This is a genomic window from Catenulispora acidiphila DSM 44928, assembly GCF_000024025.1.
Lineage (GTDB): Bacteria > Actinomycetota > Actinomycetes > Streptomycetales > Catenulisporaceae > Catenulispora > Catenulispora acidiphila.
Map to the genome: position 1 here is coordinate 6,963,808 of NC_013131.1, position 20,783 is coordinate 6,984,590.

The following is a 20,783-nucleotide window of genomic DNA, read 5'->3' on the forward strand; positions in this document are numbered from 1 at the left end:
AGCGGGGGTACAGCAGGCGCAGCAGGCGGGCTACCGGCGGCTACAGGACGCGGGCCTACAGCGGAGGACCGTCTCCCGGGTCCTCCTGATAGGAGTACCGCTGCTCCTTCCACGGGTCCCCGATGTTGTGGTACCCGCGCTCCTCCCAGAAGCCGCGGCGGTCCGCCGTCAGGTACTCGATCCCGCGGACCCACTTGGGTCCCTTCCACGCGTACAGGTGCGGCAGGATCAGCCGCAGCGGGAAGCCGTGCTCGGGGGTGAGCGGCGCGCCGTCGTGATGGGTGGCGAAGACGACGTCGTCGCGGAGGAGGTCCTCCAGGCGCAGGTTCGCGCTGTAGCCGTACTCGGCCCAGACGGTGACGTGGGTCGCCTCCGGTGCCGGCGGCGCGAGGTCCAGGACGGTGCGGGCGGCGACGCCGCGCCAGGGGGCGTCGAGCATCGTGAACTTGGTGACGCAGTGGAAGTCGGCGACCACGTCGATGGTCGGCAGCGCGGCGAACTGGTCGTGGAACCAGATCCCGCCCTGCTCCTCGGCGGTGGCGCCGGTGACCCGGAAGTCCCAGGTCGCGGGCTTGAAACGGGGTACCGGACCGTAGTGCAAGACCGGCCACTCGCCCCGCTGCATGCGCTGGCCGGGCGGGAGCCGGTCGGCCGACGGCGCCGTCCCGCCTTCCGCGTCCACCCCTGCTCCCGGCTGCCCCATGGGAACCATCGTCCCAGATGTGGTGCACGGCACGTGCGCCGGGGACTTGGCAGCGGTCGTTGGGTAGCTTAGGCTTCCCTAAGTACCCGTTGATCGCCAGTGGCGACCCCGCCGACAGCCGGAGCCCCGCTTGTACGCCTGCATATGCCACGCGGTCACCACCGCCGAGGTGGACGCCGCCGTCGCCTTGGGTGCCACCTCCGTGAAGCACGTTCGCAAGGCCACCGGCGCCGGTTCGGCGTGCGGAACGTGCGTGAAGCGGCTGAGCTGCCTGCTGGCGGCCGCGCGGGTCGCCGATTCGGCGCCGCCGGAGGTCATGCCGGAGGCGGAGCGGCTTCCGGCGCGGGAGCCGGCGTCGGTTCCGGCGGCTGCGATCTTCGAACACGCGCCGCACTGTCCGGCCGCCGTGCCTGCTCTCGGCTAGTTCCGGCAGTAGTTCCGACCGGCCGTCGCCGATTCCAGCTGTTCCAGCTATTCCCGCCGGTTCCTCCTGTTTCCGGTCTATTCCGCGCGCGCCGAGACTCCCCGTTCGGCGCAATCCGCGCAAGCGCCGTTACCTCTGAGGTCGACGGCTCTGGCAATATCGAACGCCATGCAGGGTGACAAGGACATCATCGCGTTCCTCAACGAGCAGCTCACCGCCGAACTGACGGCGATCAACCAGTACTGGCTGCACTACAAGCTGCAGGACAACCGCGGCTGGAAGAAACTCGCCGAGTACACCCGCGCCGAGTCCATCGACGAGATGAAGCACGCCGACAAGCTCGCCGAGCGCATCATCTTCCTGGAAGGCCTGCCCAACTTCCAGAAGCTGTTCCCGCTGGAGATCGGCCAGAGCGTCACCGAGATGTTCCAGGCCGACATGAAGGTCGAGGTCGCCGCCGTCGAACGCCTCCGCAACGGCATCAAGCTGATGCGCGAGCGCGGCGACGTCACCTCGGCGAACCTGTTCGAGGAGATCCTCGCCGACGAGGAACACCACATCGACTACCTCGAGACCCAGCTGGACCTGATCAGCCAGCTCGGCGAGCCGCTGTACATCGCGCAGCTGGTCGAGCAGCCCGAGTCTTCCTGACCCTCACCGCACGAGAGATCCACCCCGCCCCGGACCGCTCGGCAGCCGCGCGGATCCGGGGCTATGCCACGACGGCATACGACACGGCGGCGACCCCCACGCCGGCGACTGTGGGCACAGCGCGACCCTGAGAACATCTCGGGGTCGTCCCTGATGCGGCGGGGGTGGGCGGCGTGTGAGCATGGGCGATATGGTCCGAGGTTGGGTTCGCGGGGCGCCTGCTGTTTCTGGTCCGGTGCTGGTTGTGGTGGGTGTTGTCGTGGTGACGGCGCTGGATGGGCCGAGTGCGGGCGATCAGGTGCGGGCTCTGATACCGCTGGCGGCGGTGGTGGCGGGGATGGGGTTGCTGCTGCGGGATCTGGCTGCTGAGCGGCGGGGGGTGTGGTTGGACGCCTCGGGTCGGCGGGGGCGGGCGGTGGATGCGCGGAGCGCGGTGGGGGTGTTGGTCGTCGGTGGGGCGCTGGTGCGGTTGTCGACCAATGGCGCTTCGTTGGCGGCGGAGGCCAGTGCGGTCATTGCGGCGCTCATTCTCTTCTCCGGCGGGGTGTTGATCGCGCTGCCTTATGCGCTGCGGGTGTTGCGGGATCTGGATGCCGAGCGTGGTGAGCGGATTCGGGCTCAGCAGTTCGCGGAGGTCGCCGCGCACATGCACGACTCGGTGCTGCACACGCTGACGCTGATTCAGCGTGCTGATCCGCGGGACGTCGCCGGGCTCGCGCGGGCGCAGGAGCGGGAGCTGCGGGCGTGGCTGTACGACCGGCGGGGGCGGGCGCTCGACGCCACCGAGCCGGAGACGTTCGCCGGGGCGGTGCGGGCGGCGGCGGCCGAGGTGGAGGACCGGCACGGCGTGCGGGTGGACGTGGTCGCGGTCGGCGATGTGGCGCTCGGCGGTGCTCTGGCGGCGTGTGTCGCGGCTGCGCGCGAAGCACTGGTCAATGCTGCGAAATATGCCGGTGGGGCGCCGATCGCGGTGTTCGCCGAGGTGGAGATGGTGATGGATGCGGCGATGGTGATGGAGGTAGGAACAGAGGCGGAAACCGAGGCAGGGGCGAAGTTCGGCGGCGCGGGGATGGCGGCGCGTCGGGTCGAGATCTATGTCCGGGATCGAGGACCAGGGTTCGATCTCGACGCGGTGGGCGCCGACCGGATGGGGATCCGGGAGTCGATCGTCGGGCGCATGGCTCGCCACGGTGGGCACGCCGAAGTCCGCACCGCGCCCGGAGCGGGCACCGAGGTGCGGTTGGAGATGCGGTGTGAGTGATCCCATCACCGTCGTGCTCGTCGACGACCACCAGATGTTCCGTGCCGGAGTGCGGACCGAACTGCACCGCGCCGCAAAGGCTGCGGGGGCGCAGGCGGGAGCGCCGATCGAGATCGAGATCGTCGGCGAAGCGGACGAGACAGCGCGTGCCGTGGAAGTCATCGCCGCGACGCGCCCGCAGGTCGTGCTGCTGGATGTCCACCTGCCCGGAGGCGGCGGCGTCGAAGTCCTCAGGCAGACGGCGCCGGCGCTTCCCGACGTCCGCTTCCTCGCGTTGTCGGTGTCGGACGCGGCGGAAGACGTCATCGCCGTCATCCGCGCCGGGGCACGCGGCTACGTCACCAAATCCATCAGCGGCGCCGAACTCGCCGACGCGGTGCGCCGCGTAGCCGACGGCGATGCCTTCTTCTCGCCGCGCCTCGCAGGGTTCGTCCTCGACGCCTTCGCCAGTGGCGGAGCGGCTGCGCGTGACGAGGAGCTGGATCGGCTGACGCCTCGCGAGCGCGAGGTCCTGCGCTTCATCGCGCGCGGTTACGCCTACAAGGAAGTGGCGCGGGAGTTGGTCATCTCCATCAAGACCGTGGAGACGCACGTGTCCTCGGTGCTGCGCAAGCTGCAACTGTCGAACCGCCGGGAGCTCACCCGGTGGGCGAGCGACCGGCGGTTGGCGTAGAGCCGGGTAAAAGTAGGCGCGCTAGAACCGGATGTTTCCCGGGCCGGCGGTGATGATCGTCTGGTTCAGGAAGGCTTCGCTGCCGTCGCAGGGCTTGCCCGCGGTGGGCTTGTCGACCTCGTCGAGGGTGATGGTCAGCGTGAAGTCGCCCGAGGCGCCGCGGTACGCGCCGGTGCCCGAGCCCTTCACCACCGCGACGCGCTGCGTGACGCTGATCGTGCCGGAGCACGTGGCCGGAGCGGTGGGGAAGCGGCTGCCCATCGCGGCGACGAAGGCCTTGTCGATGCCGGCGATGTCGAGGCGGAACGTGCCGTGCTGCAACCGGAGCTCCAGCTGGCTGTCGTGCTCGGGGTTGACCGAACCGTCCGGGTTGACGCTGACCGCCTGGCCGTAGTCCCCGACCGCGCCGGCGAGGGTCACCTGCTCGGTCGGGCCGTCGTCGGTGGTGAAGGCGGTCATGTGCGCGGCCGTGGAAGCCGCTGCGGCTTCCGAAGCGGCGGGCTTGGCGGACGCGGTGGCGGCGGAGCAGCCGAGGACCGCCAGGACGCCCAGCGTCGCGGTCGCGGTGGTGACGGCGAGGAGTTTTTTCGTCATGACCGACACTGTCGCGGCGACCGGGGCAGCGTCGGATCCGGGGCGGACCCTGGTCTTTCCCTCAGTGAACCCGCAGAAAAACACCACGCCGCCCGACCGGGATCCGGTCGAGCGGCGCAGCGCCTAAGCCCTACTTCGCAGTCTTCTTAGCCGCCGTCCTCACGGCCGGCTTGTCATCGTCGTCGTCCTTGTCCCGGTCGTCCAGCTTGTCGGCGGGGATGAACTCGGCCGCCGGGCCGGTGCCGGTCTTGTGGAAGCGCAGGGCTTCCCACAGGGGACCGGGGATGACGTGGATGCCGTAGTGGGCGCGGTGGTGGTTGGCGCACAGGACTTCCAGGTTGCCGGGGGATTCGGCCCACTTCTGGAAGTCCTCGTCGGTCTCGAAGTGCAGACCGAGGGCCTGCATGATCTTCTTCTCGTCGACCTGGTTGATCTGGGAGAACTCCACGTGGGTGTGGTGCAGTTCCGGGTCGCCGTCGCAGAGGTCGTCGTCGATGATGCACTTCCACATGCCCTGGCGCTTCAGGCGCGCCTTGGCCTGCTCGAACAGGTGGTAGTGCGGGTCGTCCTCGCGGGGGGAGTGCTCGGGGACGTGGGTGAGGATGTGGACCGTGAGCATCTGGTCGTGCTCGAGGGTCTTGCCCGTGGCCCTGGACACCGTCGGGTGCGTCGGGGAGGCAGTGCGGGCCGGCTCGTGGGAGTGCGCGGCGGCGCGGGGGGCGGGGACGGCCTTCTTGGCCGCGGGCCGGTCCGCGTGCTCGTGCTCGCTGGAGGCCGCCCTCTTCGCAGCGGTCTTCTTGGCGGGAGCCTTCGACCCCTTGTCCGCCTCGGCCGCGCGGCGATGCGCCTCCTCCGGGCCGATTTCCTCCTCGGAACCGAACAGCTTGCTCATCCAGCCCATCGGGCTTCTCCCCACCTTGCTCGCTCGCTTGCGACAACCGGCCTAGCCGGGCCCGACCCTAGCCCCTCTCAGGGGATTGCATCAAGACGGAGGAAACCACGTCGGCGGCGGTGTCACAGTCCTGCGCCGACACGTCCAGATGAGTCACGATCCGCAGCAGTTTCGGCCCGAAGGCGGAGATGCGCACGCCCCTGCCGAAACATTCCTTCGCCACCGCCGGCGCGTCCTCGGTGTCGACGAGGACGATGTTCGTCTCCGGTTCGCGGACCGAGGCGCCGGCGTCCCGCAGCGCCGTCGCGATCCGGCGGGCGTTCTCATGGTCCTGCGATAGGCGATCGAGGTTGTTCTCCAGGGCGTAGTGCGCGCCGGCGGCGAGGATGCCGACCTGGCGCATCGAGCCGCCCAGGCGGCGCCGCAGGGACCGCGCCTCCTCCGAACGGCCCTCGGGCATCAGCAGCAGCGAGCCGGCGGGCGCGCCGAGTCCCTTGGACATGCAGACCGACATGGTGTGCGCGATCGCGCCGTACTCCCGCAGCGGGACGCCGGCGGCCGCGTGCGCGTTCCAGATGCGCGCGCCGTCCAGGTGCAGCCCGATGCCCGAGGCGTCCGTCAGGGCCCTGATGCGCTGCAGCGTCTCGAGGGGATACACGGCGCCGCCGCCGCGGTTGTGGGTGTTCTCCACCTCCACCGCGCGGGTACCAACGGTGTAGCGGTCGCCGACGCGGATCATCGCGGCGAGGGCGTCGGGGTCCATCAGCCCGCGCGCCGAGGGCAGGGTGCGGGTCTGGATCCCGGCGTGCGCCGCCAGTCCGCCGTTCTCGTGCGCGACGATGTGCGCGTCGGCGTCGCAGATCAGTTCCTCGCCGGGCCCGACCTGCAGACGGATCCCGATGTGGTTGGCCATGATACCGGTCGGCACGAACATCGCCTCGGCGAAGCCGAACAAGGCCGCCACGGCCTCCTCCAGCCGCCGGGCGGAGGGATCCTCGCCGTACTGGTCGTCGCCGACCTCCGCGGCCGCCATCGCCTCGCGCATGGGTGCGGAGGGCGTGGTGACGGTGTCGCTGCGGAGATCGATCGGGAGAACGCGGTTGATAGTCGCCATGCCCCGAAACGTATCGCTCCCGTCCCCGCGAGGCGGGGACGGGAGCGGGAAGTCTGGCTCAGCGCCGGGCGCGCAGCATCTCCGCGACGAGGAACGCCAGGTCCAGCGACTGGCTGCGGTTCAGCCGGGGGTCGCACAGCGTCTCGTAGCGCTGGTGCAGGGCGTCCAGGGCGATCTCCGTGCCGCCGCCGACGCACTCGGTGACGTCCTCGCCGGTGAGCTCGACGTGGATGCCGCCGGGGTGCGAGCCGAGGCCGTGGTGCACCTCGAAGAAGCCCTTGACCTCGTCGAGCACGTCGTCGAAGCGGCGGGTCTTGTGGCCCGAGGGCGCCTCGAAGGTGTTGCCGTGCATCGGGTCGCAGATCCACGCCACCTGGTGGCCCTCGCCGCGCACCTTCTCCACCAGGGCCGGCAGCTTCTCGCGCACCTGCCCGGCGCCCATGCGGACGATGAACGACAGCCGGCCGGGCTCGCGGTCGGGGTCCAGCCGGTCCAGGTAGGACAGCGCGTCGTCCGGGGCGGTGCCCGGGCCCAGCTTGATGCCGATCGGGTTGCTGATCCGGCTGAAGTACTCCACGTGCGCGCCGTCCAGGTCCCGGGTGCGCTCGCCGATCCAGATGTAGTGGCCGCTGGTCGCGTAGGGGTTGCCGGTGCGCGAGTCGATGCGGGTCAGCGCCGACTCGTACGGGAGCACCAGGCCCTCGTGCGCGGCGTAGAACTCGACGGTGCGCAGTTCCTCCGGCTCGGTGCCGCAGGCGCGCATGAACTGCAGGGCGCGGTCGATCTCCCCGGCCAGCGCCTCGTAGCGCTCCCCGGAGGGCGAGCCGGCCACGAAGTCCTGGTTCCAGGCGTGCACCTGGCGCATGTCGGCGTAGCCGCCGGTGGTGAACGCGCGCACCAGGTTCAGCGTGGAGGCGCTGGCCTGGTACAGGCGCAGCAGGCGCTTGGGGTCCGGGGTGCGGGCCTCGGGGGTGAAGTCGAAGCCGTTGACGGAGTCGCCGCGGTACGCCGGAAGGGTGACCCCGTCGCGGGTCTCGGTCGGCTTGGAGCGCGGCTTGGAGTACTGCCCGGCGATGCGCCCGACCTTCACCACCGGCAGCGAGGCGGCGTAGGTGAGCACGACGGCCATCTGCAGCAGCGTCTTGAGCTTGGCGCGGATCGCGTCGGCGGTGACCCCGGCGAAGGTCTCGGCGCAGTCCCCGCCGGTGAGCAGGAAGGCCTCGCCCCGGGACACCGCGGCGATGCGGTCCTTGAGCTGGTCGGCCTCCCCGGCGAAGACCAGGGGCGGATACGAGCGGAGCTCGGAGACGACGGAGGACAGCTCGGCGGCGTCCGGCCACTCCGGCTGCTGGCCCGCGGGGAGCGCGGACCACGTGTCTTCGATGGATCCGGTCCCGGCCGGATTCCTGACGACTTCACTCATTGAGCCAGGGTACGCGAAGCTCCGAAGGCCTCCGCCGCCGCGTCCAGTGCGTGGGACCGTCGGATCCGAGCCGCAGGACCGGGCGGTGACGGTGGTGCCGGGCTCGCCTGGCGGGGCGCAAGTGGCCTCAGTCGAGCCAGCCGGGACGGGCCAGTCCGGACTCGTAGGCCAGGACCACCAGCTGTGCCCGGTCGCGCGCGCCGAGCTTGACCATACTGCGGCTGACGTGCGTCTTCGCGGTCAGCGGGCTGAGCACGAGGCGGTCGGCGATCTCCTCGTTGCTCAGCCCGGCGGCGACCAGCGCCAGCACTTCGCGCTCGCGCTCTGTCAGGGCTTTGATCTGCTCGGCGGCGGGGTTGGGACCGGTGCGCTTGCTGCGGACGGCGAACTCCGCGATCAGCCGGCGGGTGACGCTCGGCGCCAGCAGGGCCTCGCCGGCGGCCACCGCGCGCAGCCCGCGCAGCAGGTCGGCGGGTTCGGTGTCCTTGAGCAGGAAGCCGCTGGCGCCGGCGCGGATCGCCTCGAAGACGTACTCGTCCAGCTCGAAGGTGGTCAGGATCAGGATGCGGACGCCGGAGAGCTTCTCGTCGGCCGTGATCAGGCGGGTGGCCTCCAGCCCGTCGGTGCCGGGCATGCGGATGTCCATCAGGATCACGTCGGGCGCCAGCTCGGCGGCCAGGCGGTGCGCCTCGGCGCCGTCGGCGGCCTCCCCGGCCACCTCGATGCCGTCCTGCACCTCCAGCAGCGCGCGGAAGCCGGCGCGGACCAGCGCCTGGTCGTCGGCGAGCAGGACCCTGATCATGTCGGCTCCTCGGCATGGTCTTCGGCGGTGGGGGTGAGGGTGGGGGCGGTGTCAGTAACTATTACGGCGTCGGCGTCGGCGTTGCCGTCGGCGTTACTGCCGGCATTGCCGAGCAAGGCGCCGAACGGGATGTGCGCGTCGACCCGGAAGCCGCCGCCGGACTGCGGTCCGGCGGTGAGCGTGCCGCCGAAGGCCGTGGCGCGCTCGCGCATCCCCGGCAGGCCGTTGCCGCCGGCGCCGGGCTCCCCGAGCGGGCAGCCCCGGCCGTCGTCGGCGATCCGCAGGTGCAGGCCGCCGGCGGCCTCCACCAGGATCGTCGCGCGCCCGGCGGCGGCGTGCCGGACCACGTTGGTCAGCGACTCCTGGATGATCCGGTAGCCGGCCTGGCTCACCGCCAGCGGCACCGCCTCCAGGTCGCCGACCACGCTGAGCGCGACCTTCAGCCCGGCGGCCTCGGCGAGCTCCACCAGGTGCCCCAGCCGTCCCAGGTCCGGTGCCGGATCGCGGGGCGCGGCCCGGTCGCCGCGCAGCACGGTCAGCACCGAGCGCACCTCCCCCAGCGCCGAGCGGCTGGCGTCCTTGATCGCCGACAGCGCGATCCGGGCCTGCTCGGGGCGCCGGTCCATGACCTCCAGCGCCACGTTCGCCTGCACCGCGATCAGCGAGATGGAGTGCGCCAGCACGTCGTGCAGCTCCCGGGCGATCTCCAGCCGCTCCTCGCTGGCCTGCCGCCGGGACTCCTGCTCCCGGGCTCTGGCCTCCTGGTCCCGGGCCTTCTGCGCCTCCAGCGCGCGCTGGCGCAGCAGCCCGAACAGCTCGGCGAGCATCAGCAGCGCCAGCAGCCAGCCGGCGGTGAACAGGATGTCGGCCGGGCTGTTGCGTTTCTCGCCGACGTGGGCGTGCGTCGGCACGAAGATCATCCCGATCGCGAACAGCAGCGACCCGGCCCACACCTCGCGCCGGTAGCCGGTGCCGCCGATGACGATCACCGCGAGCAGCGCGTTCAGGTAGATCGGGCCGGTGGCGTAACCCATCAGCAGGTAGAGCAGGGTGGCGCCGAGGCAGACCGCGAAGGCGACGCGCGGCGCCTTGCGCCGGTGCCACAGCGCGATCGGACCGGCGACCACCAGGAGCCAGGCGAACCAGTCCAGCGGCCGGACGTCGACCTGCGTGCTCCCGCCCTGGTTGTGCCAGTGGCCGTAGGCGCCCCAGGTCCCGAACACGTCGATGACCAGCACGATCAGCGGCAGCCCGACCGTCGAGCGCTCCACCCACAGCCACGCCAGCCAGGGGCGCGAGGGCGGCTGCGGCGGCTGGTCGGTCATGGTTGAACGCTAGATCAGATCGCCGGACGCGGGTATCCGTCGAGCGGAGGCTGTGCCCCCGGTGCGGGTACTCCGGGGGGAGTACGCACTGGTCCGCCGGACTCCAAAACCTTGATGTGCCGCCAGACCGGGATCAGCGGCAGCGCCCCGAACACCCCGAAGGACATGTCCACCAGCGACCACCCGAACGGGATGCCCCGGATCGGGCCGCAGATCAGCGCCAGCGGGATGACGCCGGCGCAGGCGATCATGCCGAACTGGACGACCCACTTGTTGCGGACCGGGTCGCGCCAGGGCCCGTAGAAGGCCACGGCGATGGTGAGGTGCCCGAAGGCGAGCCAGTCGGTGCCGTAGGAGATGAAGGGGTACTCGGCGTTGGTCTGCTGGAGGCCCTCGTGGGTGCGGTCGATCCAGGCGGTGAGGGCGCCGGGCGCGGGGAGGTGGTGCAGCCAGGCGCTGAGCCAGCGGGTCTCGGTCTCCAGCGGGAAGGCGGTGACGCCGCTGAGGACCAGGCCGGTGATGAAGAGGGCGAGCCACAGGCGGATGCGGCGGAGGTGGTGGTCGCTTTGGTCACTGTCCACGCTGTGACGGTAGGGCGTGGGTGGGGCGGGGGTGACGGGGGTTGGGGGTGGTCACATGTTCTTCACGGCGCCGAGAGAGCCGAGTTCGAGGACAGCGATGGCGTTCTCCGTCAGGCTGCCCAGATATAGCGTTTCCCCACTGCGTCGCGCCGAGGTGACCGATTTATAGCCGACGCCCCAGCCGCGCAACTCCCGCACCTTCTCCCCGCTCGCGTCGAACGCGATGGCCCACGCCACGTCCTTCTCCGCCGGCTGCAACCGCTCGGGCGTGGCCCACACCAGCGAGCGCAGCCGCGGGTTCCTCGGCAGGAGCCAGTCGAGCGCCGGGTCGCGGGGCGAGACCATGGCGGCCCAGATCAGGCCGTCGGCGTCGCTGGTGAGGTTGTCGGGGAAGCCGGCCAGCGGGGCGCCGAAGGGCGAGGTGCGACCGGTCTCGGCGCCTTCGAGCTGAACGCGGGTCAGGCAGTAGCCGCCGGTCTCGGCCACGATCGCCGCCGCGCCGTCCTCGACGAGCACGACGCCGTTGGCGAAGGCGAAGCCGTCGGCGACCACCTCCACGCCGCCGTCGCGGTAGCGGAACAGCCGGCCGGTCGCGGAGTGCTCGAACAGGTCGCCGCGGTACGCGTCGATGTTGAAGTGCCGCGAGGACTGCGTGAAGTAGATGCTCCCGTCGGCGGCGACGGCGGCGTTGCTGCAGAACGTCAGCGGCTCCCCCGCGACCTTCGCCGCGAGCACCCCAACCGTCCCGTTGGACAGCTGCACCTCCAGCAGCCCGCGATAGGCGTCGCACACCACCAGCGCGTCCTCCCCGAGCATCTCCAGCCCGAGCGGCCGCCCGCCGGTGGTCGTGACGGCGCGCACCTCGCCCTCCGGCGTCACGCGCAGGATGCGGCCGTCGGCCAGACCGGTGAGCAAGTTCCCGGCCGTGTCGACCGCGATGTGCTCGGGCCCGGCGCCCGGCAAGGCGATCCGCCGCACCTCCGGCAGCGTCCGCACATCACCGCGCCGCCGCACCGGCTGCGGGTTCGGCGGTGGCGTCCACCGCACCGCGGCCATCTTCGAACGCTGAGCCATAGAGCTCGCGCCCCCTCTCACCGGTCCAAAATGAGGACGTTAGTGGGCAGGGGGCGCGAGCACCAGATCCGGGCTGATTTAGCCGAAGAAGACCTTCGCCTCCTCATACAGCGACATCGGCACCGTCTTCAGCGTCGCCGTGGCGGCCGCGAGCGGCACGCGCACGATGTCGGTGCCGCGCAGGGCGACCATCTTGCCGAAGTCGCCGTCGTGGACGGCGTCGATGGCGTGGAGGCCGAAGCGGGTGGCGAGCCAGCGGTCGAAGGGCGAGGGGGTGCCGCCGCGCTGGGTGTGGCCCAGGACGGTGGTGCGGGCTTCCTTCTTGGTGCGGCGCTCGATCTCGTCGGCGAGGCGTTCGCCGATGCCGCCGAGGCGGACGTGGCCGAAGGCGTCGAGTTCGCCGGAGGAGACCTCCATCTGGCCGTCCTTGGGGGTCGCGCCCTCGGCGACCACCACGATCGGGGCGTAGCCGCGGGCGAAGCGGGATTCGATCCAGCCGCAGACCTCGTCGATGTCGAAGGTGACCTCGGGGATCAGGATCACGTTGGCGCCGCCGGCCAGGCCCGAGTGCAGGGCGATCCAGCCGGCGTGGCGGCCCATCACCTCCACGATCAGCGCCCTGGAGTGGGACTCGGCGGTGGTGTGCAGACGGTCGATCGCCTCGGTGGCGACGTGGACCGCGGTGTCGAAGCCGAAGGTGTAGTCGGTGGCGTTGAGGTCGTTGTCGATGGTCTTGGGCACGCCGACGACGTTGACGCCGTACTCGTCGCCGAGCACGGTCGCGACGCCGAGGGTGTCCTCGCCGCCGATGGCGATCAGGGCGTCCACGCCCTCGGCTGCCAGGTTCTCCTTGATCCGCTCGACGCCGCCCTCCACCTTCAACGGATTGGTGCGCGAGGATCCGAGGATGGTGCCGCCGCGGGGCAGGATGCCGCGCACCGCCTCGACGTCCAACGGCTTGGTCATCCGGTCCAGGGGGCCCTTCCAGCCGTCCCGAAAACCGACGAACTCAAAGCCGTAGAACTGCACTCCCTTGCGGACCGAGGCGCGGATCACCGCGTTCAGTCCCGGGCAGTCCCCGCCGCCGGTCAGCACTCCGATGCGCATGGCCACACTCCCTGATGTTCACGATGTGATCTGGGTCACCGTACGATCACCGCCACCGTAACCGCTACGAGACGGTAACGAGAACCCGTTGATCACCTGCCGAGACACGCCGGTCACCTCTCGTGATCTTCGTGCCGCGCCGATGTCACCCCCGGGCTTACGCCCCCGGGCCGATGTGCGCCCGGACGGGCCGGTGACAGGGTTCGAACATGACCACCACACCGTTCCCCGCCCGCCGCCGACCCAACCGCCGGACCCTGCTGGGCGCCACGATGGCCGCCGGGGTCGCGGTCCCGTTGGGCCTGGCCGGCCGGGCTTCGGCGGCCACGGCGGACGCCGCGAAGACGAATACGACCACGAATACGAATACGCACCCGACCGCCCCGAGCCCGGCCGGCACGAAGACCACCGCGCCCCCGGCGCACCTGTTCATCCCGCCGCCGACCGGCCCGTACCAAGTCGGCACGGTCGACCTGCACCTGCTCGACACCTCGCGCCCCGACCCGCTGAACCCGGGCCAGTCCTACCCGCTGATGGCCAGCATCTGGTACCCGGCGCGGGACGCCGACCGCTACCCGGTCGCGCCCTGGATGACCACCGGCACGTTCCAGGCCTGGCTCGCCGACGCCGGCTTCGACCCGGCCAGCCTGCCGGTCCCCGCCACCGCCGGGCATCTCGGCGCGCCGGTGCGCCGCGGCGGGCGCCCGCGCCCGGTGATCCTGTTCTCCCACGGCGCGCACGACCACCGCTCGGATGCGACGACCGTCGTGCAGGAGCTCGTCAGCCACGGCTACATCGTGGCCACCGTGGACCACACCTACGACGCGTTCACGCAGTTCCCGGGCGGGCCGGTCCTGTCACCGGCCGGCAGCGCGAACGTCCCGGAGTCCCCGAGCGACTTCGCCGCCGACGCCCGGTTCCTGCTGGACCAGATCCACGCCATCGCCGCCGGCCGCAACCCCGACGTGGATCGCCATCCGCTGCCCGACGGCCTGCCGGGCAGCCTGGACCTGGACCGGATCGGCATGTTCGGCTGGTCCAAGGGCGGCACCGCGACCGCCCTGGCGACCCTGGCCGACGACCGGATCCGCGCCGGGCTGGCCTTCGACGGCCCGATGGAGCCGACGATCACCACCGACCTGGCCAAGCCCTTCATGATGATGAGCGCGGTGTTCACCCGGGACGCCGACCCCGACGCGCAAGAGTTCTGGACGCACCTCAAGGGTTGGCGCCGCTACTTCCAGCTCAACGGCGCCGAACACATCGCGTTCAGCGACGCCGAAGGGCTGATCCTGCCGGTGGCGAAGATCCTCGGGCTGAGCCAGGACACGGTGCAGGGCCTGGTGGGGACCATGGACCCGAACGAGGGCGTGCGCGTCCAGCAGGCATACCCGCTCGCCTTCTTCGACCTGCACCTGCGGAACCGTCCGAGCCGGCTGCTGGACGGGCCGTCGCCGCAGTTCCCGGACGTGCAGTTCATGTCCTGATCATCAGGGCACAAGACGCGCGGGCATCAGGGCACGAGCGGCGCCTTGACCACCCGCTCCCCCGCCGCGCGGTCGCCGCTCCAGGCCAGGCCCGCGGCGTCCATGCCGATCCGTCCCCAGATCATCAGCGCCAGGTCCGAGGCCGTCCCGGCGACCTCGGACACCGGCTCGCCGGGCCCGTACTCCCAGGAGCGGCCGGCGTCGGTCGCGGTCAGGCGCAGCGCGGTCGCCGGCTCGGCCGCCAGACCGCGCTTGATCATGCGCGGGGCGAAGAGCTCGAACACCTCGCCGACCGCGTCGGCGGCGAAGGCGGCGTCGATCGGCTCGGCCGCGCCGCCGACGCCGGCCAGCGCGTTCTGCAAGTCCCAGCGGTGCATTCGCGTCTCGTGCGCGCGCCGACGCTGCCAGAACCCGACGGTGCGCGGCATCAGGCTGCTGAAGGTCCAGGCCTCGGTGCCGGGGTCGGCGGCGAGCGCGGTGGTGATCTGGTCGACCGTGCTCAGGTACCAGGTGTGCAGGGACGCCGGGTCGTGCGGGGCGGTGCGCTCCTGGTCGTTGCGGCCGTGGCCCTCCTGGATCGCCGTGGTGACCCACAGGTTGCCGTTGCCGAGATGGTCGGCCAGCTCATAGAGCGTCCACGGCGCGCACGAGGGGACCTGCCGGTCGAGGTCCGCCTTGGTCAGACCGGCGAGCAGCGCGCCGAAGGTGTCCAGCTCGGAGCGCAGGAGGCTGAGGAAGTCGAAATCACCCATGGGGCGCAAGCTACCTCAGCGACGGTGTTGTCACCGGTGATTACCGCCGGTCGAGATCAGCGGTCGAGATCAGTCGAGGCGCTTGAACATGTGCACGTCCTCGCCGTCGCCGGGGATGCCCAGCGTCCGGCCGGTCTCGGCGTAGCCGTGCCGCTGGTAGAACTCCGGCGCCTGGAACGTGAAGGAGGACACCGCGATCCGGTCGCAGCCGCGCCGGCGCGCCTCGGCCTCGGCGGCGAGCAGGATCTTCGAGCCCCAGCCGTCCTCGCGGGAGCCGGCCCGCACCCACAGCATGCTGATCCCGCACAGTCCGGCCCAGGTCCAGGCGGTGAGCCCGCCGACGAGCGCGCCGGCGTCGTCGCTCACCTTCACCGAGAAGACGTCCTGGTCGGCCTTCGTGGTCCCGGTCGCGGCGAAGTTGTACTCCTCCAGTCCGGCCTCGAGCGCCGCGCTCAGCTCCGGGTCGCGGCCGCCGGTGGTCAGCTGGGTCATCGTCATTCGTCGTCCTCGTCGAGCCCTTGGGCGATGGCGTAGCGCACCAGCTCGACGCGGTTGTGCAGCTGGAGCTTGTTGAGCGTGTTCTGGACGTGGTTCTGCACGGTGCGGTGGGAGAGCACCAGGCGGTCGGCTATCTGCTTGTACGACAGTCCCTTGGCGACCAGCCGCAGGACCTCGGTCTCGCGGTCGGTGAGGCGCGGGGTGTCGGCGGCGGTCCCGGCGCCGGCGCCCGGGGGGACCATCGCCAGCTTGCGGAACTCGCCGAGCACGAGTCCGGCCAGGCCGGGGGTGAACACCGGGTCGCCGACCGCGATGCGCTCCACGGCCGCCAGCAGTTCCTCGCGGCTGGCGGACTTCACCAGGTAGCCGATCGCGCCGGCCTTCACCGCCTGCAGCACGTCCTGCTGCTCGCCGGAGGCCGAGAGCACCAATACCTTGACATCCGGGTCGGCGGCGACCAGGCGGGCCGTGACCTCCGCGCCGGACAGCCGCGGCATCTGCATGTCCAGGACCACGACCTGGGGACGCGCGGCGGTTCCGCGCCGGACCGCCTCCTCGCCGTCCCCCGCCGTGGCCACCACGTCGTACCCGGCCTCGGCGAGGTCGCGGGCCACCGCGTCGCGCCACATCGGGTGGTCGTCGGCGACCATGACCCTGACCTGAGTGTTCACGGGCCCGACCTTATCGAGGGCGGCCCGCTCAGCGCACTCGCCATATGGTCTTCAGATCGCCGTGGCCGGCGCCGGACGGCGCGGGCGGACGCGGGACGCGCATCTCCACCTCCGTGCCCTGACCGGGGACGGAGACCACGTCGACGGTGCCGCCGACGTCGCGCAGCCGGCCCTGGATGGAGTGCGCGACGCCGAGGCGGCCGGCGCGGCGGGCCTCCTCCAGGCGGCCTTCGGGGATGCCGGGACCGTCGTCGCGGACCGTCACGATGACGCCGTCGCCCTCGTCCTCGACCAGGATCCAGGCGCGGGCTCCGAGGCCGTCGGCGCCCGGGCCGCCGTGCGCGCGGACGTTGTCCAGCGCGGCGGCGGCCGCTGCGGCGACCTCGCGCGCGACCGCGCTGGGCAGCGGCACCGGCGCGCCGGGACCGGCCAGCGTCACCCGGGGTCCGGCCAGCCGGCCGAGCAGCGCGCTCAGATCGAGGTCCACCGGGTCGCCGCCGGCATCGGCGCCCTCGACCTCGTGCCAGCTGTTGACCAGCGAACGCAGCGCCAACTCCTGCTCCCCGGCCATCCGGCCCAGGTCCCGGCTCGCGCCGCCGATCTCCGCGCCGCGCCGCTGGACCAGCGCCAGCACCTGCAGCACGCCGTCGTGGATGTCGCGGGCCAGGCGCTGGCGCTCGCGCGTGGCGGCCTCCAGACGCTGGGCCCGGACCAGGGTGAGCTCGGCGGTGCGGCCCAGCGCGGTGAGGTAGCCGACCGCCGCGCCGGTGAGGACCATCAGGACGGCGTTGTGGATCAGGTCCTGGCTCAGCGCGCCGCGCTCGAGCAAGTCGGCGCCGCCCATCAGCGCCGCCGCCGCGACCCCGCCGCGCCAGCCCAGCGCGATCGCGACGGCGATCACCGGCGCCGCGGACCAGACCGTGGGCAGCGTCAGAGCGCCGGCTTCGATACGCGCGCGGGTGTCGACCAGGTCGGTGCTCAGGACGGCGGCGGCGCCGACGGCGAAGTCCGCGGCGAGGAAGGACAGCAGCGCACGCCGGGTCGTGGTGGTGCGGTGGTAGACGATGCCGGTCCAGGCGGTCCAGACGGCCATGGTGAACAGGACGACGACCGCCGGGCCGATGTGCGCGTAGCGGTCGTAGGACGCTGCGAAGCGCGCCACGGCGTAGAACAGCGCGAGGCTGCGGAAGAAGCCCAGGGCGCGCCACATGGCGCTGTCGACGGCCGGACGCTGCTGCGGGGACGGTTGGGGAGGCGAGTTCGGCGCGGGGCGCGGCTCCGGGACCGGCTCCAGCATCGGCTGCGGGTTCTGCGACACCGGCAGCACCGGAACCTCAGACGCCTCAGATATCTCAGCCGCCTCCGGCGCCGCCGCGACAGCCTCAATAGCTTCGGCGACCTCAGCGACCGAGACGGATTCAACGCCCTCGGCAACCGCGACGCCCTCGACCCTCTCAGCCTTCTTAGCCCCCTCAACCGCCTCGGCGGCCGGCATCGGCAAGACCGGCGACGTCGGATCCCCCGGCCCGTTCATTGCCGCCGGGCGTCCTCGTCAGCCTCCTGCTGCCGCTGCTCCTCGATCGCCGCCCGGCGCTCCTCGACCGCTGCCTTCTTCGCCTCGGCGCGCTGCTCGGCGCGGTCGGCGGCCTTCTCGGCGGCGATGATCTTCTTGGCGTCGGTGGCGTAGATGTCGGCGTACTCCTGGCCCGACAGGTCCATCAGCGCGTACATGATCTCGTCGGTGATGGAGCGCAGGATGTAGCGGTCGTCGACGGCGCCGGGGACCTCGCGGTAGCGCGAGAAGTCCAGCGGCTCGCCGAAGCGGACGCCGACCCGCTTGATCTTCGGCATGACCTGGCCGGTCGGCTGGATCTCGTACGTGCCGACCATCGCGCAGGGCACCACCGGGATGCCGGACTCCAGCGCGATGCGCGCGATGCCGGTCCGGCCCTTGTACAGGCGGCCGTCGGGCGAGCGCGTGCCTTCCGGGTACAAACCCAGCGCCTTGCCCTCGGACAGGATGCGCAGCGCGGTCTTCAGCGCCGGGTCCGCGGCCTTGCCGCTGGAGCGGTCGATCGGCACCGAGCGCACCCCGCGGAAGAACGCCGCGGTCAGCCGGCCCTTGATCCCCTTGCCGGTGAAGTAGTCGCTCTTGGCCAGGAAGTACACCGGCCGGGGAACCATCAGCGGCATGAAGAAGGAGTCGGAGAAGGACAGGTGGTTGCTGGCCAGGATGACCGGACCCTCGGCCGGGATGTGCTCCAGGCCCTTGGCCCACGGCCGGAAGAGCACCCGGAGAAGCGGCCCCAGGAAGATCACCTTGAGCAAGCCGTAGAACAACCGTCTGCCTCTCCGTAGGGCGGTATACGCGTACAGTGACTTCATACCTGCAACGCACGGGGTTATCTTCGGGTTTCCGAAGCGAACACTACTGCGTGCCGCGTCGCTGTACTCCCCCCGTCCGCCGTGGAACGATGGTGACCATGACCGCGCCCGTGCTCCCCGGTGCCGAACCCTTCTCGCACGACGTGCCCGCCGCGGCCGAGGCCGCCGAAGGCGCAGGTCCGGCCCGGATCGGCGTCCTGCTGTGCCACGGATTCACCGGCTCCCCGCAGTCCCTGCGGCCCTGGGCCGAGCACCTTGCCGAGGCCGGGTTCGGGGTGCGGCTGCCGCGGCTGCCCGGGCACGGGACCGACTGGCACGACATGCAGGTCACCACCTGGGACGACTGGTACGCCGAGGTGGACCGCGCCTTCCACGAGCTGCAGGCCGGCTACGACCGGGTGTTCGTCATGGGCCTGTCGATGGGCGGCACGCTCACCTTGCGCCTGGCCGAGCGGCACGGCGCCGACGTGGCCGGCATCGTGCTGGTCAACGCCTCGGTGAAGCCGGACAAGGCGGTCATCAAGCTGGTCCCGGTACTCAAGCTCCTGGTCCCGAGCGTGGCCGGGATCGGCAACGCGATCAACAAGCAGGGTGTCAGCGAACTGGCTTACAGCCGGGTGCCGCTCAAGGCCCTGGACTCCTTCGCCGGCGGCTGGCGCACCGTGGCGGCGGACCTGCCGAAGGTCACGCAGCCCACCCTGCTGTTCCGGTCCACCGCGGACCCGGTGGTCCACCCGTCGAACAGCGCCATGATCTTGTCCCGCATCTCGGCCACCGACGTGACCGAACAGGTGCTGGAGAAGAGCTCGCACGTGGCCACCCTGGACCACGACGCCGAGCAGATCTATGCCGGAAGCGTGGAATTCGTCCGGCGGGTCGCCGGGTTGGGGAATTGATGTGAGCACCGCCAGCGAACAACCGGGTCCCGGCTTGCCCGAGGAGCCCGTGGAGTCCATCGAGTCCGCCGACGCGCCCGCGGAGGAGGTCGCGACCGCCGCCGGCGGCGCCGCCGACCTGCCCTCGGACCTGCCGGATCGGACCGGGCTGATCGGCCGGGACGAGCCGGCCGACCGCACCGACCGCACTGAGAGCGCCAGGAGCACCGAGAGCGCCGGGAGCACCCGCGGCGAGCCGGCGGAGCCCTCCGCCGAGGACCGCGCCGCCGAACCCGAGACCGAGGAAGAGCGCGTCGCCCGCGAGCGGGTGGAGTTCGACAAGCTGGTCGCCGCCTTCCACGGCGAGTCGGCGCCGGACCCGCAGCCGCACCGCCCCGAGACCCCCGGCCCGCGCAAGATCGTCCGCTACCCGGTGCTGGACCCGCGCCCGGACTGGGGTCAGGAGATCCACGAGCCGACCGACGAGACCACCGCGGACCCGCTGGACTACGTCGAGCACTACGAGCAGCCGGACCCGCCGCTGCCGCAGGTCGCCGCGGCCACCCTGGCGTCGTGGACGATGCTGCTCGGCGGGGTGGCCTTCCTGGTGCTGCACACGCTGCTGAAGTGGGAGACGCCCGAGTACATGGGCTGGCTGGCGGTCATCGGCATCTTCGGCGGCGTCATTACCCTGGTGATGCGGATGAAGCCGGACCGCGACGAGTACGACGACCCGGACAACGGCGCAGTGGTCTGACCGGCGATCACCGGCTGCTCGCCTCACCCGATCCGCAGCACCGCGAGCACCGGCCGGTGGTCGCTGGCCAGCGCCTCGTCGGCCTTGGCGATGAGGTCCGTCGGCACGCCCGCGCGGACGACGTCGACGTCCCTGGAGACGAACACCGCGTCCAACCGCTGATAGGGATTCGGTCCGGTGGAGGTGAACTCGTCTCCCATCGGCGAGACCATCCACGCGTCGGCCAGCCGCTCGGTGAGGATGCCCCACTCCACACTGCCCGGGTAGCTGTTGAAGTCCCCGGCCAGGACCCGCGACGTGGTCTGGTTGCGCTCGGCGAACCCGTCGAGATGCCCCAGCACCTCCCCGGCCTGGTGGACGCGCTGTTCCAGATTCATGCTCAGGTGCGTGGAGGCGACGGTGAACCGGCTGGCGCCGATCCGCAGCGCGGCGAGCGCCATACCCCGCAGGTGGTAACCCCGCTTGTGCTCCAGGTAGAGCACCTCCGCGGCGTCCACCTCGACGTTCGGCCCGGCCAGCAACAGGTTGCCCGAGGCGTTGGCGCCGCCGGCGACCACGCTGAGCCCGAACGACGCCGCCATCGTCCGCGCGGCACGCTGCCAGCCGAAGAAGCGGGGCGACTCCTGGACGCACACCACATCCGGCGCACAAGAGCGCACAACGCGTGCCAGGGCTGCGCGGTCGTCTCTTAAGGACCGCACGTTATAAGTGAGTATCCGTACTGTCTCCTCCAT

The 20,783-nt window shown here is 71.4% G+C and carries 24 protein-coding genes; 8 read left to right on the forward strand and 16 right to left on the reverse strand.

The window, feature by feature from the left end; genetic code table 11:
• Positions 1 to 55: 55 nt before the first annotated feature.
• A complete protein-coding gene (locus tag CACI_RS29925) occupies positions 56 to 703 on the reverse strand; it encodes a sulfite oxidase-like oxidoreductase (protein ID WP_041540540.1) in 648 nt (215 codons plus the stop codon).
• 130 nt (positions 704 to 833) lie between these two features.
• Between CACI_RS29925 and CACI_RS47235 the strand changes: the two genes are divergently transcribed.
• The 4 genes from CACI_RS47235 (at position 834) to CACI_RS29945 (ending at position 3,712) form a co-directional block, all read left to right on the forward strand.
• The gene (locus CACI_RS47235; RefSeq protein ID WP_015794627.1) at positions 834 to 1,127 is read left to right on the forward strand and encodes a (2Fe-2S)-binding protein; all 294 of its coding nucleotides are present in this window, start codon (positions 834 to 836) and stop codon (positions 1,125 to 1,127) included.
• A 168-nt stretch (positions 1,128 to 1,295) separates the two neighbouring features.
• The gene (gene bfr, locus CACI_RS29935; protein ID WP_015794628.1) at positions 1,296 to 1,778 is read left to right on the forward strand and encodes a bacterioferritin; all 483 of its coding nucleotides are present in this window, start codon (positions 1,296 to 1,298) and stop codon (positions 1,776 to 1,778) included.
• A gap of 262 nt (positions 1,779 to 2,040) precedes the next feature.
• Positions 2,041 to 3,039 (forward strand): sensor histidine kinase, encoded by a 999-nt coding sequence (locus CACI_RS49295; protein ID WP_143765439.1) that lies wholly within the window; start codon positions 2,041 to 2,043, stop codon positions 3,037 to 3,039.
• Complete coding sequence (locus CACI_RS29945) at positions 3,032 to 3,712, forward strand: LuxR C-terminal-related transcriptional regulator (RefSeq protein ID WP_015794630.1); 681 nt, start codon at positions 3,032 to 3,034, stop codon at positions 3,710 to 3,712. The genes CACI_RS49295 and CACI_RS29945 overlap by 8 nt, the downstream gene beginning before the upstream one ends.
• 21 nt (positions 3,713 to 3,733) lie before the next feature.
• Here the strand turns inward: CACI_RS29945 and CACI_RS29950 are convergent, their stop codons facing one another.
• Complete coding sequence (locus CACI_RS29950; protein WP_143765440.1) at positions 3,734 to 4,306, reverse strand: hypothetical protein; 573 nt, start codon at positions 4,304 to 4,306, stop codon at positions 3,734 to 3,736.
• Here CACI_RS29950 and CACI_RS53690 point away from each other — a divergent pair.
• Positions 4,305 to 4,433 carry a hypothetical protein gene (locus tag CACI_RS53690; RefSeq protein ID WP_263053449.1) on the forward strand — a complete coding sequence of 43 codons (129 nt, stop codon included), beginning with the start codon at positions 4,305 to 4,307 and terminating at the stop codon, positions 4,431 to 4,433. The genes CACI_RS29950 and CACI_RS53690 overlap by 2 nt on opposite strands.
• A gap of 3 nt (positions 4,434 to 4,436) precedes the next feature.
• Here CACI_RS53690 and CACI_RS46230 read toward each other — a convergent pair whose 3' ends face one another.
• The 8 genes from CACI_RS46230 to CACI_RS29990 all read right to left on the reverse strand — a co-directional run bounded on the left by CACI_RS46230 (position 4,437) and on the right by CACI_RS29990 (position 12,624).
• Complete coding sequence (locus tag CACI_RS46230; RefSeq protein WP_143765441.1) at positions 4,437 to 5,198, reverse strand: hypothetical protein; 762 nt, start codon at positions 5,196 to 5,198, stop codon at positions 4,437 to 4,439.
• Between the two features lie 67 nt (positions 5,199 to 5,265).
• Positions 5,266 to 6,312 carry a threonine aldolase family protein gene (locus CACI_RS29960; protein WP_015794633.1) on the reverse strand — a complete coding sequence of 349 codons (1,047 nt, stop codon included), beginning with the start codon at positions 6,310 to 6,312 and terminating at the stop codon, positions 5,266 to 5,268.
• Between the two features lie 58 nt (positions 6,313 to 6,370).
• The gene (locus CACI_RS29965) at positions 6,371 to 7,735 is read right to left on the reverse strand and encodes a class II 3-deoxy-7-phosphoheptulonate synthase (RefSeq protein WP_015794634.1); all 1,365 of its coding nucleotides are present in this window, start codon (positions 7,733 to 7,735) and stop codon (positions 6,371 to 6,373) included.
• Between the two features lie 127 nt (positions 7,736 to 7,862).
• On the reverse strand, positions 7,863 to 8,537 hold the full coding sequence (locus tag CACI_RS29970; protein WP_015794635.1) for a response regulator: 675 nt from the start codon (positions 8,535 to 8,537) through the stop codon (positions 7,863 to 7,865).
• Positions 8,534 to 9,862 carry a sensor histidine kinase gene (locus CACI_RS29975; RefSeq protein WP_015794636.1) on the reverse strand — a complete coding sequence of 443 codons (1,329 nt, stop codon included), beginning with the start codon at positions 9,860 to 9,862 and terminating at the stop codon, positions 8,534 to 8,536. Before CACI_RS29975 ends, CACI_RS29970 begins: the two co-directional genes overlap by 4 nt.
• A 14-nt stretch (positions 9,863 to 9,876) precedes the next feature.
• Positions 9,877 to 10,443, reverse strand: coding sequence for a hypothetical protein (locus CACI_RS29980; protein ID WP_015794637.1), 567 nt, complete (start codon positions 10,441 to 10,443; stop codon positions 9,877 to 9,879).
• 51 nt (positions 10,444 to 10,494) lie between these two features.
• On the reverse strand, positions 10,495 to 11,517 hold the full coding sequence (locus CACI_RS29985) for an SMP-30/gluconolactonase/LRE family protein (RefSeq protein ID WP_015794638.1): 1,023 nt from the start codon (positions 11,515 to 11,517) through the stop codon (positions 10,495 to 10,497).
• Between the two features lie 78 nt (positions 11,518 to 11,595).
• A complete protein-coding gene (locus CACI_RS29990) occupies positions 11,596 to 12,624 on the reverse strand; it encodes a 6-phosphofructokinase (RefSeq protein ID WP_015794639.1) in 1,029 nt (342 codons plus the stop codon).
• 209 nt (positions 12,625 to 12,833) lie between these two features.
• On the opposite strand from CACI_RS29990, the gene CACI_RS29995 reads away from it, so the two are divergent.
• The gene (locus CACI_RS29995) at positions 12,834 to 14,111 is read left to right on the forward strand and encodes an alpha/beta hydrolase family protein (protein ID WP_015794640.1); all 1,278 of its coding nucleotides are present in this window, start codon (positions 12,834 to 12,836) and stop codon (positions 14,109 to 14,111) included.
• A 26-nt stretch (positions 14,112 to 14,137) separates the two neighbouring features.
• Here the strand turns inward: CACI_RS29995 and CACI_RS30000 are convergent, their stop codons facing one another.
• The 5 genes from CACI_RS30000 to CACI_RS30020 all read right to left on the reverse strand — a co-directional run bounded on the left by CACI_RS30000 (position 14,138) and on the right by CACI_RS30020 (position 18,372).
• On the reverse strand, positions 14,138 to 14,863 hold the full coding sequence (locus CACI_RS30000; RefSeq protein ID WP_015794641.1) for a maleylpyruvate isomerase family mycothiol-dependent enzyme: 726 nt from the start codon (positions 14,861 to 14,863) through the stop codon (positions 14,138 to 14,140).
• Between the two features lie 69 nt (positions 14,864 to 14,932).
• Positions 14,933 to 15,361: a GNAT family N-acetyltransferase gene (locus CACI_RS30005; protein WP_015794642.1), complete on the reverse strand. Its 429-nt coding sequence runs from the start codon at positions 15,359 to 15,361 to the stop codon at positions 14,933 to 14,935.
• The gene (locus CACI_RS30010; RefSeq protein ID WP_015794643.1) at positions 15,358 to 16,011 is read right to left on the reverse strand and encodes a response regulator; all 654 of its coding nucleotides are present in this window, start codon (positions 16,009 to 16,011) and stop codon (positions 15,358 to 15,360) included. Before CACI_RS30010 ends, CACI_RS30005 begins: the two co-directional genes overlap by 4 nt.
• A 49-nt stretch (positions 16,012 to 16,060) precedes the next feature.
• On the reverse strand, positions 16,061 to 17,566 hold the full coding sequence (macS, locus tag CACI_RS30015; protein ID WP_015794644.1) for a MacS family sensor histidine kinase: 1,506 nt from the start codon (positions 17,564 to 17,566) through the stop codon (positions 16,061 to 16,063).
• Positions 17,563 to 18,372, reverse strand: coding sequence for a lysophospholipid acyltransferase family protein (locus CACI_RS30020; RefSeq protein WP_083795871.1), 810 nt, complete (start codon positions 18,370 to 18,372; stop codon positions 17,563 to 17,565). Before CACI_RS30020 ends, macS begins: the two co-directional genes overlap by 4 nt.
• Positions 18,373 to 18,515: 143 nt before the next feature.
• Between CACI_RS30020 and CACI_RS30025 the strand changes: the two genes are divergently transcribed.
• Together CACI_RS30025 and CACI_RS46235 are read left to right on the forward strand one after the other, a co-directional pair.
• The gene (locus tag CACI_RS30025; protein WP_015794646.1) at positions 18,516 to 19,313 is read left to right on the forward strand and encodes an alpha/beta hydrolase; all 798 of its coding nucleotides are present in this window, start codon (positions 18,516 to 18,518) and stop codon (positions 19,311 to 19,313) included.
• 1 nt (position 19,314) lies between these two features.
• On the forward strand, positions 19,315 to 20,049 hold the full coding sequence (locus CACI_RS46235) for a hypothetical protein (RefSeq protein ID WP_049871751.1): 735 nt from the start codon (positions 19,315 to 19,317) through the stop codon (positions 20,047 to 20,049).
• A gap of 23 nt (positions 20,050 to 20,072) precedes the next feature.
• Here CACI_RS46235 and CACI_RS30035 read toward each other — a convergent pair whose 3' ends face one another.
• The gene (locus tag CACI_RS30035; RefSeq protein ID WP_015794648.1) at positions 20,073 to 20,783 is read right to left on the reverse strand and encodes an endonuclease/exonuclease/phosphatase family protein; all 711 of its coding nucleotides are present in this window, start codon (positions 20,781 to 20,783) and stop codon (positions 20,073 to 20,075) included.

Coding starts and splice junctions, on each gene's coding strand:
- CACI_RS29925 (WP_041540540.1), bottom strand. CDS start 703: ATGGGGCAGCCGGGAGCAGGGGTGGACGCGGAAGGCGGGACGGCGCCG.
- bfr (WP_015794628.1), top strand. CDS start 1,296: ATGCAGGGTGACAAGGACATCATCGCGTTCCTCAACGAGCAGCTCACC.
- CACI_RS53690 (WP_263053449.1), top strand. CDS start 4,305: ATGACCGACACTGTCGCGGCGACCGGGGCAGCGTCGGATCCGGGGCGG.
- CACI_RS29950 (WP_143765440.1), bottom strand. CDS start 4,306: ATGACGAAAAAACTCCTCGCCGTCACCACCGCGACCGCGACGCTGGGC.
- CACI_RS46230 (WP_143765441.1), bottom strand. CDS start 5,198: ATGAGCAAGCTGTTCGGTTCCGAGGAGGAAATCGGCCCGGAGGAGGCG.
- CACI_RS29960 (WP_015794633.1), bottom strand. CDS start 6,312: ATGGCGACTATCAACCGCGTTCTCCCGATCGATCTCCGCAGCGACACC.
- CACI_RS29965 (WP_015794634.1), bottom strand. CDS start 7,735: ATGAGTGAAGTCGTCAGGAATCCGGCCGGGACCGGATCCATCGAAGAC.
- CACI_RS29970 (WP_015794635.1), bottom strand. CDS start 8,537: ATGATCAGGGTCCTGCTCGCCGACGACCAGGCGCTGGTCCGCGCCGGC.
- CACI_RS29975 (WP_015794636.1), bottom strand. CDS start 9,862: ATGACCGACCAGCCGCCGCAGCCGCCCTCGCGCCCCTGGCTGGCGTGG.
- CACI_RS29985 (WP_015794638.1), bottom strand. CDS start 11,517: ATGGCTCAGCGTTCGAAGATGGCCGCGGTGCGGTGGACGCCACCGCCG.
- CACI_RS29990 (WP_015794639.1), bottom strand. CDS start 12,624: ATGCGCATCGGAGTGCTGACCGGCGGCGGGGACTGCCCGGGACTGAAC.
- CACI_RS29995 (WP_015794640.1), top strand. CDS start 12,834: ATGACCACCACACCGTTCCCCGCCCGCCGCCGACCCAACCGCCGGACC.
- CACI_RS30000 (WP_015794641.1), bottom strand. CDS start 14,863: ATGGGTGATTTCGACTTCCTCAGCCTCCTGCGCTCCGAGCTGGACACC.
- CACI_RS30005 (WP_015794642.1), bottom strand. CDS start 15,361: ATGACGATGACCCAGCTGACCACCGGCGGCCGCGACCCGGAGCTGAGC.
- CACI_RS30010 (WP_015794643.1), bottom strand. CDS start 16,011: ATGGTCGCCGACGACCACCCGATGTGGCGCGACGCGGTGGCCCGCGAC.
- macS (WP_015794644.1), bottom strand. CDS start 17,566: ATGAACGGGCCGGGGGATCCGACGTCGCCGGTCTTGCCGATGCCGGCC.
- CACI_RS30025 (WP_015794646.1), top strand. CDS start 18,516: ATGACCGCGCCCGTGCTCCCCGGTGCCGAACCCTTCTCGCACGACGTG.
- CACI_RS30035 (WP_015794648.1), bottom strand. CDS start 20,783: ATGGAGGAGACAGTACGGATACTCACTTATAACGTGCGGTCCTTAAGA.